This is a genomic window from Haloferula sp. A504 (assembly GCF_044385805.1).
Classification (GTDB): Bacteria; Verrucomicrobiota; Verrucomicrobiia; order Verrucomicrobiales; family Akkermansiaceae; genus Haloferula.
Map to the genome: position 1 here is coordinate 1 of NZ_JBISBU010000095.1, position 12,178 is coordinate 12,178.

General features: G+C 64.7%; 6 protein-coding genes. 2 read left to right on the forward strand and 4 right to left on the reverse strand.

Annotation, left to right across the window (positions count from 1 at the left end; all coding sequences use genetic code 11):
- Both ACG2LG_RS22900 and ACG2LG_RS22905 read left to right on the forward strand, forming a co-directional pair.
- A partial coding sequence (locus tag ACG2LG_RS22900; protein WP_396263050.1) for a hypothetical protein occupies window positions 1-4,378 on the forward strand: 4,378 nt, incomplete at its 5' end.
- 14 nt (window positions 4,379-4,392) lie between these two features.
- Window positions 4,393-6,807 (forward strand): hypothetical protein, encoded by a 2,415-nt coding sequence (locus ACG2LG_RS22905; protein ID WP_396263053.1) that lies wholly within the window; start codon window positions 4,393-4,395, stop codon window positions 6,805-6,807.
- On the opposite strand, the gene ACG2LG_RS22910 is transcribed toward ACG2LG_RS22905, so the two are convergent.
- The 4 genes from ACG2LG_RS22910 to ACG2LG_RS22925 are packed head-to-tail and all read right to left on the reverse strand — an operon-like array spanning window position 6,808 to window position 11,997.
- Window positions 6,808-7,953: an acyltransferase family protein gene (locus ACG2LG_RS22910; RefSeq protein ID WP_396263055.1), complete on the reverse strand. Its 1,146-nt coding sequence runs from the start codon at window positions 7,951-7,953 to the stop codon at window positions 6,808-6,810.
- A 5-nt stretch (window positions 7,954-7,958) separates the two neighbouring features.
- Entirely contained in the window at window positions 7,959-9,701 is a 1,743-nt protein-coding gene (locus ACG2LG_RS22915) for a GDSL-type esterase/lipase family protein (protein WP_396263057.1), read from the reverse strand.
- Window positions 9,702-9,726: 25 nt separating this feature from the next.
- A complete protein-coding gene (locus ACG2LG_RS22920) occupies window positions 9,727-11,391 on the reverse strand; it encodes a 4-alpha-glucanotransferase (RefSeq protein ID WP_396263059.1) in 1,665 nt (554 codons plus the stop codon).
- Between the two features lie 6 nt (window positions 11,392-11,397).
- The gene (locus ACG2LG_RS22925; protein ID WP_396263061.1) at window positions 11,398-11,997 is read right to left on the reverse strand and encodes a hypothetical protein; all 600 of its coding nucleotides are present in this window, start codon (window positions 11,995-11,997) and stop codon (window positions 11,398-11,400) included.
- Window positions 11,998-12,178: the final 181 nt, after the last annotated feature.

The window sequence follows — 12,178 nt, forward strand, 5'->3', positions numbered from 1 at the left end:
TCTCAAGTGGAATGCCTCGGGCGGAGGTTTCACTGACAACGACGCCGATCCGGACTTCTTCGTCTTCGAGGATCTGGGCAACGACAGTGTCGTCGTTCACGCGATCCTGGGCGACGGCACGCTCGGTGCAGGCGTGGCGCTCTCGGGCTGGAACGTGGTGCGCACCGATGGCGTGCTGAATGGCGGTGAGTTCACCGGCCGCTCGGTCGCCGGGGTGGCCTTCGATTTCACCGACCTCCTTGATGCCACGGGCGCGAACCTGACCAACGGCACGACAATCCAAGGTATCGTGCTTGGGGACGCTAGCGACGCCGACTTTTACGAAGTGTATGCGAATGTCGACACCGGCCCCGACACCACGGCTCCGTCATGGACCCTGACTTATCCGCAGGCGGACACCCCGACGGCTGAGGGCTTCACCCTGCGTGCGGCGCTCGACGAGCCGGGAACTGCCTACTACGTGGTCGTGGTCGACGGCGCCACAGCGCCGACTGCGGAGGAAGTCAAGGCGGGTATCGGTTCCGGCGGCTCGGGTGAACTCACCAGCGGCAGCATCACGCTGACGGCCGCCGAGACCGAGCACACCACAGCGATTAGCGGCCTGACGGACAGCACCGCCTACGATGTCTGGTTTGTGGCAGAGGACGACGAGTCGCCCACGCCGAATCTTCAGGCAAGCACAGTGAAGGTCGACATCACGACCGAGGCACCTGACACCACGCCTCCGTCCTGGACGGCGACTTACCCGCAGGCGAACACCCCGACGCCAGACGGCTTCACCGCGCGTGCCGCGATCAATGAGCCGGGCACCGCCTACTACGTGGTGGTGGCCGATGGTGCCGCCGCTCCTAGCTCGGCGGAGGTCAAGGCGGGCACAGGTTCCGGCGGCTCCGGCGAACTTGCCGGCGGGAGCATCCCGCTCACTGCAGCCGACACCGAGAACACCGCAACCATCACCGGTTTGGCAGTCGATAGCCCATACGACGTCTATTTCGTAGCGGAGGACGATGAGACATCGCCGAATCTTCAGGCCAGCCCCGCAAAGGTCGATATCACAACCGAGACACCTTTCATCACCAACGGTGGTTTCGAGAGCACGCCCTTTGACGTGGGCTGGACAGCGAGCGGGGTGACCTCCACCACCGGTCTGGATGGCTCCGCTACTGCGGCCCACCTGCCCTTCAACACCAGTGCCACCCTTGGCCAGGCTTTCAGCGCCCAGACGGATTTCACGGTGGACTTTATGGTCTCGGTAGCCGGCTCCTCAACCAACGACAGCTTCCACGTCTATCTCGATACTGCGGGCGGAAATGCCATCGAACTGCGCGGTGCGTTGGGCAACATCCTGCAGGTGAACGGTGGAGGATCTTACGAATCCCTGACCCGCATCAGCGACGGCACCACCTTCGGGTTCGGGGCCGACGTCGAGATGATGATCCGCATTATCGGGCGTAGTTTTGGCACGGCCAGCGCGGAATACGACGTGGCCTGGTCCGACCCGGCCGGGACCACGCTGGTACACGCGGCCACCGGCCTGACCACCTTCGCCTCGGCTAGCGCACCCGCTGGCGGTGCCATCACCGGCATTCGTTTCGACCGCACCACGACGTCGGGACATTCCTACACAATCGACAACGTCGTGTTGCTAGAGACCGCCGAGACTGCCCCCGTCGCCGATTACGAACTCGTTGTCGCGCCGCCGAACACCGACAAGGTGGTCGAGATCTCGGGTGTCTATCCTCATCTGACGATGACCAACAGCCACGGGGAGTGCGGACCTGGAGCGATCGCTCCCTGGGCCGGCGACTTGTGGGTGGTCACCTACGCCCCCCACGAGCCGGATGGGTCGACCGACAAACTCTACCAGATCAAGCCCGACCTGACGCGGGTCATCCGTCCCGAGAGTGTGGGCGGCACGCCGGCCAACCGGATGATTCACAACGAGTCGAACCAGCTCTTTATCGGCCATCACGCCATCGCCGCAGATGGCACGGTGCGGACGATTCCCGTGGCCTCGATGCCGGGTCGCCTGACCGGCTCCGCCCGCCACCTCACCGATCCGTCGAACAAGATCTACCACGCCACCATGGAGGAAGGCTTCTATGAGGTGGACGTGAACACGCTGGCTGTCACCACCCTGTACGTGGACAACCAGTACCCGGGCACACCCAAGGCCAACCTCCCGGGAGTTCACGGCAAGGGGCTCTTCACCTCGCAGGGGAAGCTGTACTACACCAACAACGGGGGTGGCGGAACTCTTGCCGCATGGGACGGGTCGAGCTGGACTGCGGTCCAGAATGACAACTTCACCGAACTCACTGGCCCGGGGGGAATCCGCGGCAACACCCCCTCCGATGACCGCCTGTGGGCGGTGGGCTGGGACGGTCGATCCCTGATCCTCAAGGTGCTGGAAGGTGGGACGTGGACGGATTTCCGCCTGCCGAAGTCGAGCTACACCCACGACGCCGACCCCGGCTGGTTCACAGAGTGGCCGCGCATCCGCCAGCTCGATCCCGACACTCCCGGCAGTCCCTATCTGATGCACATGCATGGGATGTTCTTCGACTTCCCCGGCACCTTTTCGGCCGTCGATTTTTCCGGCCTGCGGCCGCTGTGCTCCTACCACAAGATGCCGGTCGACTACTGCACCTTCGAGGGGCGGCTGGTCATGACCAAGAACGACCTCTCGAAGTTCTCCAACGCCCTCGCACCGCGGGCCCAGTCCAACCTTTGGTTCGGCCAGATCGAAGACCTGTCCGACTGGGGTGCACCCCAGGGACACGGCGGGGTGTGGGTGAATGAAAGCGTCTCCGCGGCCGAGGTCTCGGATCCGTTCCTCGTCAACGGTTTCTCCCGCATCACCCTGCACCTGCGCAACGGTGGCGGCTCGGCGGTCCCGGTGGCGATCGAATCGTCCGACGGGTCCGGAACCTGGTCTGCCGTCACCACGGTCAACGTCCCCGCGAATGGATACACCTTCGAGATCCTCAACGACCTCCCGGCGGAATGGCTGCGCCTCACCGCCAATGTCGCTGCGAGCAACCTCTCGGGTTACTTCATCCTCTCCAATCCTTACCCTCACTCGCCGATTGCATCCGTCGGCACCGACCGCTTCGCCGCCCTGGCCGACATTCGTGACACCGGTGGCCACTCGGACGGGCTCATCCGCCCGATGTCGGGCAGTGACCTGCAACTGGAATTCGCCTCGAACGACGGCGGCTACCACCGGATTGGCGGGGCGCTTGAATTGCAGGACGTCACGAACGGTTCGGCCGAGGCCAGCCTGCGGTCGCAAGGCGCGCTGAGCCAGGACTTCGGCAGCGACGCCGCCTCGGCGTGGATCGATGACGGCGGTACGCGTTTCCGCCTGCCGAAGCTCGATCCGCTCTACGATGCGCCCTTCCTGTCAGGATGGGCGCGGGGTTTCCGCGAAGTGGTCACCGAACGGGAGTTGCTGAATGTGCACGGCACCTTCTACGAGATCCCGCGAGACAACTCTGGCGGCAAGCGCCGGATGCGGCCGCTCGCCACCCACGGCAAGCGCATCACCGACTTCACTTCTTGGCGCGGGCTGCTCGTGCTGTCCGGCGTGCTCGACGACGCCCCGGCCAGTGACGCGCTGGTGCGCAGCCCCTCCGGTGCCGCCCTGTGGCTCGGCGAGGTGGACGACATCTGGAAAATGGGCGAGCCCCGCGGAACGGGCGGCCCTTGGAGGGATACCGCCGTGACGGCCGGCACGCCCTCGGATCCCTACCTGATGTATGGCTACGACCGCAAGGAACTGACCCTGTCCGTGGCCGATGCCGCCACCATCACCGTCGAGGTCGATTTCCTCGCCGACAACACGTGGTCCACCTACCAGTCCTTCTCGCTGTCGGCGGGGGAAACGCTCAACCACCTGTTCCCGGACGGATTCCACTCCCACTGGGTGCGCGTGACGAGTTCCGCCAGCACCACCGCCACGGCGCAGTTCACCTACGGCCCGGCCCCCCAGCGCGATGCCCTGCTTGACTGGGCTCGCGAGGAAGGTCTTCCGACCGCCGGCGGTCGGGCCGCCGTCGCTGCCGCCAACGGCGACGGGGACGATCTCGACGACCTTGCCGAGTTTGTCTTCGGCACGAACCCTGCCCTTCCCAACCCGTGGCCTCTCTCGGCAGGCCCGTCGGGCATGAACGTTATCCTGCGCGACCTTGATCCGGCAGACGGCTTCATCGTCGAGTTCGAGTCCTGCGACGACCTCCAATCCTGGCTTCCTCGCAACGAGCTTGCTGCCCCTGCCGCCGATCAGTCAGGGGCTTCCCCCGGGTTCACCCGCTGGACCTTTGCATGGCCCGAAGACGAACGGCACTTCGTAAGAGTGCGGATTCGGATACCGTAAACGGGGGCCGCCCCATGATGATCCCGATCCGCCTTGCATCCCTTGCGGCCTCGATCTGGCTTCTGAGCCCTGCCCACGCCTCACCCCGGCAACTCTCCGGGATCCACCCCCACCTCGCGATGTTCAACGACGAAGGTGAGTGCGGCACCGGTGCCGTGGTGCCGTGGGCGGACCGGCTGTGGGTCATCACCTACGCACCGCACAAACCCCAAGGCTCAAGCGACAAGCTCTACGAGATCACGCCCGACCTCGATCAGATCATTCGTCCCGAGTCCATTGGCGGCACCCCGGCGAACCGCATGATTCATCAGGAATCGGGACAACTCTTCATCGGCCCTTACGCCATCGACCGGGACCGGAAGGTCCGCACGATTCCCTACTCAGAGATGTTCGGCCGCCCGACGGGCACCGCGCGGCATCTCACCGACCCGGCCGGCAGGATCCTCCACGCGACCATGGAGGAAGGCATCTACGAGATCGATGTCGAGACGCTCGCGGTGAAGGAACTCTGGGCCGACGAAGCGGTGAAGACCGACCGCCGCAAGAGCGGCCTGCCCGGCTACCACGGCAAGGGATTCTACTCGGGACAGGGTGTCTATGTTTACTCGAACAACGGCGAGCGGGGAAACGCGGCGAAGACCGATCCCACCACTCCCTCCGGGGTGCTTGCGGAGTGGGACGGCGAGGCGGACGAGTGGACCATCATCCGCCGCAACCAGTTCACCGAAGTCACCGGCCCCGGCGGCATCCATGGCAATCCGGCCCCAGCCACTGATCCGATCTGGACCGTTGGCTGGGACGCCAAGTCACTGCTGCTCGGCGTGCGCCGTGCCACCGACGGATGGCAGTTCTTCCGGCTGCCCAAGGGATCCCATTCCTACGACGGCGCCCATGGCTGGAACACCGAGTGGCCGCGCATCCGCGAGATCGGCGAGGACGACTTTCTGATGACCATGCACGGCACCTTCTGGCGCTTCCCGGCGGACTTCGGGGTCGAGAGCTTCGGCGGCATCCGCCCACGCTCGAATTACCTCAAGGTCATCGGCGACTTCTGCCGATGGAACGACCGTATCGTCTTCGGCTGCGACGATACCGCCCGGAGCGAGTTCCTCAACAAGCGCAAGGCCAAGGGCGAGATCGCCGCCCCGCAGTCGCAGTCGAATCTCTGGTTCGTCGAACCGGATACTCTCGACAGCATCGGTCCCGTGATCGGCCGCGGCGCGGTGTGGCTGAAGGAAGACATCGGTGCCGACACCGCGTCCGACCTCTACCTTCTCGCCGGCTACTCCCAGCGTGGCCTCCACCTTCACCATCGTTCGGAATCCAAGCGGAAGATTCAGTTGGAGATCCTGGCGGCGGATCAATCCATCCTCTCCACCCGGACGGTCGAGATCCCGGCATCCGGTTATCGCTTCGTGGAACTCGCACCAACCGAAACGGGCGAGTGGATTCGCCTGCGCGCGCTGGATGCCCTGCGGCAGGCGAGCGCCGTGTTCACGTATCGCGGCGAGGACCCGCGGACCGACCAGGCGGATCCGATCTTCGAAGGTCTCGCCACTCCGGGCACGGCACGCAGCGGCGGCCTGGTCTGCGCCCGCGACAAGGGGCACAAGACCCTGTCATTCGCGGCCGTCGATGCCGACGGAAAACCCGCCGGCTACTACGAGATGGGCGCCGACCTGAAACTCCGCAAGGTCGACGACCCTGAATTGGACGCCTTCACCCGCAAGCACACGGCCATCCCGGCGAACGCCCTGGCCAAGGATGACGCTTCCGTGATCTACACGGACAACGACGGCAATCGCTGGAGACTGCCGAAAGGCGACGCGGAGGGCCTCTCCGATTTCGGTGCCTACCGGATTGCACGGGAGGTGGCGACCGAGCGGGATCTTCTCCACGCCGATGGCAGCTTCTACGAGCTGCCCGCCCTCAATGCCGGCGGCATCGCCAAGGTCCGTCCCGTCGCCACCCACAACCGCCTGGTGCACGACTTCTGCTCCTACCGCGGCCTCTTCATCATGTCCGGGATCGCAACCGACGCACCCGATGACAACCCGCACATCCTCAAGTCCGACGACGGCAGGGTCGCGCTGTGGGCCGGCGCGATCGACGACATCTGGAAACTCGGCAAGCCGCGCGGCAAGGGCGGCCCGTGGAAGGACAGCAAGGTGAAGGCCGGCGTTCCTTCGGATCCCTACCTGATGACCGCCTACGACAAGAAAAGCCTGCAGCTGGAGGCCAGCAAGGCGGTCGAAATCACCGCCGAGATCGACATCCACGGGGACGGCACCTGGATCGACGATGAATCCTTCGCCCTGTCCCCCGGGAAAGCCCACCAGCACGAATTCCCCGAAACGTTCTCGGCCTACTGGATCCGCTTCGTCAGCGACACGGACGCGACGGTGACGGCCCAACTCGAATACCGCTGATCACCACTCGGGCTGCCCCACTTGGGGAGCGGACGTGCTCCTCGCCACGGGAATCCGTGACTTGAGGGCCAGCGCCCGTTTTTCGATGAGGAACCAGCTCAGCATCCCCGCCGTCAGCGAGAGCGCGAAAACAACCCCCACCCAACCGGCGGTCGTCATCACGCCCAACTCGATCAGGATGTTGATCAGCAGGAAGTGGTAGATGTAGACCCCGTAGGAAATGTCGGTCCCACCGAGCACGCGCGAGGAAAGGCCTCTCGCCGTGAAGGCCGCGGAAAGGGTAAGGGCGGCGAGCAGAATTCTCTCGGGCAGGTAGCCGAGGTAGAAAAGCCACGCTGCCTCGCCTTCGCGCCCGAGGAGATGAACGCGCGAAAACGCGATGGCGGTGTAGGCGATGAGAAAGACGAGCGCCCTGCCCTCGATCAACTTCCGCACGCGGTCGAAGTGGCGGTGAAGCGCAATCCCCAGGGCGAACATCCACCAGTGCGGGGCGAAGGAAACGAAGAGTACCTTCGGCACGATGCCGGCATTCCCGAAGCCGCCCGGTCCATTGGTCCTCGCATCCACCCACAGGAACACCACGAAGGATGCGATGAAAGTGGCGGGCAGGATCCACCGGCGTCCCAGGGCCGGCCCCTTCACCGGGTAGGCGAGCCGGTAGAGCACGGGCAGCAGCACATAGAACTGGAGCTCGACCGAGATCGTCCACAGCGCGCCATTGACCACCCCCACCCCGAACTCCCGGAAACATTCCGGATTGTAGAACTGCCCGAAGCTGAGTTGTCCGACCAGCCACGCCCAGAAGCCGCCCGAGCCGAGGGCTTCCTGGTCGAGGAAACCAAGAAAACCAAGAGCCAAGAGACTGACGACGACGCAGGCCACCAGTCCCGGATAGATTCGCAGTCCCCGACGCCAGAAATAGGCTGCCGGACGATCCCGCGACCGTTCCCAGGACTTCGAGATCAGGAAGCCGCTGATCACGAAGAACACGGCCACGCCGGGATAGAGCACCGCCATGTCGAGCATCCGCAGCAGCCAGCCGGGGCCGTTGTCCAGCACTTCGGTGTGCCCGACCGCATGCACAAACACGACCTGCAGGGCCGCGATCAGGCGGATGAGATCGAAGTTGTTGAGGCGCGGATTCATCATGCTCATTCGACTTCCACCCTCAGAAACAACCTTGATCGCCCGGTGGGCAGAGGGACCGTCACGCTGGTCTGCGAGGCTCCCGGCGCGCCGGGAATCCCCGAGGCCAGCACCTCGTCGAAGGACTCCATGTCGTCGGACGCGCTCACCAGGTAGGTCTGGTCCCCGCTGGAGGCGAAGTTCAGCACGACCTCCGGGTGAGGCAGGGCCTGGAGGTCGAAGTCGGCCCCGAGAATGTGGAAATCCGGAGGGACCGGCGGGACGGTATTGGCAGCGAGCTGGAGAAAGGCCGGGGCGTAGTCGCGGAAGTCGCTGTCCTGAAAACTGAGCCGGAAACCCGGATCCAGGTCATCGCCCACCACGGCCAGGGTCACCAAACCATCGGAACCACGCGAGAGATTGACGAAGTCCAACAGGGCCGGCGTGCTCATGCTGACCACCTCGCCGGTCTGCAGCCCCTGGGGAACCGTGATCTGACCCAGCAGCGTCCCCGCCACGCCGTTGCCATTCGGATCGTTTCCCGGCGCGGTGGCCCAGGTGATCGTGTCCTCGGTCCAGTCGTCGCCACCATCGGCAATGCCATAGACCGAAACCGTGGCGGTGACGGGTTGGTCGTCGCAGCAGTTGCCGAAGGACGGGGTGCCGGCCGGCGCGCCCCAGAAGATGAGATTGAAGCGGGCCTCGTCCCACTGCTTGGAGAGCCCCGAGAGGTCGAGCTTGAGATAGAACTTCGCCCTCGCCCCTGCTTGGGAACCGGCGAGGACGTAAGGCTGGTCGTCAACGTCGGTGCCGCGCCCCTGCCGGAGCGTGCCATCACCCAGAACGCCCACATCGGCGCCGCCGAAGCCGTCGCCATCGGAATCATCGAGCGGCGTGACGATCGCGGTCCGGGCCTTGCCCCGCGCCCGCTGGTAGCCTTCCCAGAAATTCACCGCCATCTTGCGGTGTCCGGCATTGTACGGGTGCACGCCATCGCCGAGACCGGTGAAGTAGTCCTCCCCGTTGGTCGCGGTGGCAAAGCTGTCCGCCGTGTTCGAGGGATCGATCGGCGAGTAGTTATCGACGAGAAAGAATCGACCGGGATGGGCCGACGAGTAGGCGGCATGGACGGTGCCCACCACCTCCTCGTTGAAAGGCTCGATCCGCGCCGCATTGGCGGCGGCGCTTCCGATATTCGACCCGTCCGCCACCGGTGGGATCTTCGCCATCACGACCTTGGTAAACGCGCTTTTCGCGAGGATCGCATCCAGCAGGTCCTCGTAGGCGGACCTCCACGCCGAAATCTCGGCCGGGGTGGCCGGCACCGGACTCCCGTAGCCGACGTTGTTGGTCCCGATCTGGAGCAGGATCACGTCGCTCGCCGCCACCGGGATCGAACCATCATCGATCCGGTCCCGGATCTGCTCGATCGAGTCCCCTGGATATCCACTGTGGGCGACCGACTTGAGCGGTTTTTCGTTTTGAAACCACTTTCCCGCATCCGCCACCAGGGTGCCGCCGGCAAACGGGCTGTTGCCGATCACCACATAGTTGCCAAAACCATCCGAAGCCTCGAGGAAGCGCTCGAGGAAGTAACGGTAACCACCCCGGCCGAACGGTCCGCTGTTGGGCCCTCCGAGGGCCCCGGCGGTGATCGAGTCGCCGACCGGTAGGATCTTCACCGGAGGAGCCGCCCGGGCGTCCGCCAGCAGCAGCGCCATGGCGACAGCGGAAACGCCGCCGCCCGGTTTCGGGTGGATCGTCATCATCAGGGGGAGTGGAACAACCGACCAGCTATGCCACTGGCTCCTCTCGCCCGCAAGCTCCGCGATGGCGTAGGCCCGCCCGGATGCTCCGCCCGAGGCGCGCCCATTCGGGCTTGCCGCGGCACTCGCCGGCGGTCCACGGCAGCGTGAAGGTCCAGTTGTGGGGACCGACGGTTCCGGGGCTGTTGATGCGGTCGGTCATGCCGAAGAGGTCGGTGATCATGATCGCGGCGTAGCGGGAGCGGCAGGCCATGAGGGCATCGATCAGTTGCCACAGCTTGTCCTCGTCAAATGGCCCGAGGTCCTCGATCCCGGCGAAGTCGGCCAATCGCTGCAACCCCTCGCGGGTCTCCTCGCGATCCTCCTCGTCCTCGTTGTCTTCCGACACGCGGCGGAGAAAGTCGGCCCACATGGCCGGAATGGAATCGTGGTCGTGCGTGGCGTAGGTCGCGAAGGAGGTCTCGGGAATCCGCCCGCCGGGAATGACCTTGCCTTCCTCGTCGAAGTCCCAGTGCGGAATCCGGAAGCCGCAGATTCCAAGCCCGTACAGGTGGGGTCGCACGTAGTCGGGCACGCAGCCGAGGTCCTCGCCGATCACCTCGCCCGCTCCGGCGGCCTCCTGCACCATCTTCAGGCGCACCTCGCCTTCCGCCCGGTTGGCCTCGCAGTTCTCCGGGGTGTCGTCCGGGCGCGGCACCCACTTGGGCAGCGGCCCGCCGGTTCTCGCCGACGCCTCCTCCTTGGTCAGATCGAGATAGTCCTTGTTCTCGTCCGGCTGCCAGGGAAAGCCGTAGATCCGGTAAAAGCCCAGCACGTGATCGATGCGGAAGACATGGAAAATGTCGACCAGCTTGCCCACCCGCTGCCGCCACCAGGGAAAGCCCTCGCGCTCCATCTTGTCCCAGCGGTAGAGGGGGATGCCCCAGTTCTGACCCCACTTGCGGATGAAGGCGTCGTGCTTGAAGACGGTTTCCGGCGGTGCCCCCCCGCACCACTCGAGGTCGAAATCCTCCCGACCAAAAAACACGTCGGCGGAATTCCGGCTGACCCCGATGGGAATGTCGCCCATGAGTTGGACGCCCCTTTCATCTGCGTGACCTCGCACCGCCCGCCACTGGCGGAAGCAGAGCCACTGGATCCACTCGAAATAGCGACACCGATCCTCCTCTCCCCGAAGCGCCTCTCGCGCCCCCGGCACGGTCTGCCATTCGGCCGGCCACCGGTCCCACTTCTCGGTGCCGGCCTTGTCCATCAGGGCCCGATACGCCACGAAGTCCGGCAACCAGCCCGACTCCGCGCGACGGAAGGCCTCGAACTCGTCATGAAGCCGCGGGTCGGCCCCGGGCCAGCGCTTCCACGCTTCCTCCAGCAGGTCATCCTTGCGGCTTCTCACCGCCGCGTAGTCGACCGGCCCACGATCCTTGACCGCCATTGCCGCCACTCGTTCGGGATCCACACCCGGGACCTCCTCCATTGCCAGGTAGACGGGATCGAGTGCCACCGATGAAATCGCATTGTACGGACTGTCGTCCGAGCCGGTTTCATTGATCGGGAGCAACTGGATCAAGCCGACCTCATGATCGGCCACCAGGTCGATCCACTCATGCATCGAGCGGGTATCCCCGATCCCCAGACCGCCTTCGCGGATCAGGGAAAAGGCAGGGAGCAAGACGGCGGCGCGACGTTCCGGCATGGGACACTAGGCAGGTGGCGTGATGCGGATCGAGTCGTCCTCGACCTCGACCTTCCAGTCGGCCCGGTGCTTCGCAACCAGCGCCCGGACCTGATCGGTGCTCGGATAGACCTGATCGCTGTCGCCCTCGAAGCAGCGGGCATCATCAATGAGGATCGCGCAGCGGATGTCCGGCACCGAGAAGATGTGCTCCAGTTCCTCCATCACCGGCGTGTCCTTGTCGCCGCGGGCGGTATTGCCGGCCGAATAGTGGCCGTCGAGCCAGAACAGGCTCGGTTGGTCCAACCGGGGAAGCAGTTCCTTCACCACCCGCCCGCTGTCGCCATGCAGGATCTCGACATTGGCGTCGTTTTCGAAGCGCTTCACCGCCGCCTCGTAGAAGTGGTCCGCCAACTCGATCGAATACACCTTGTCGAACTCGCCCTTCATCGCCTCGACCATGTCGCCCTTGTAGGTGCCGGTCTCGACCAGGATCTTGAGGCCCAGTTCGTCCCGATAGCGGAGAATGTTGCGGCGCTTCACCGCGTGGGGTGGTGGGGCCGGCTTGCCTTCGACCTCCCAGCGGGTGATCGCGCGTTGTTCCTTCCAGCGGGTCAAAAAGCTCATGGACGACGGGAATCCTTGAGGATGAAAGCCCGCATGTCGATACCCATGCGAGGTACCTAGTGTAGCCCGTCCAACAGATTGGTAGTTTTTTGGAACCGCAGATTAAGGGGATTACGCAGATTTTAAGAGTCCAGAAAATCTGCGTAATCCGTTCAATCCCCTAAATCCGCGGTATTCGGCA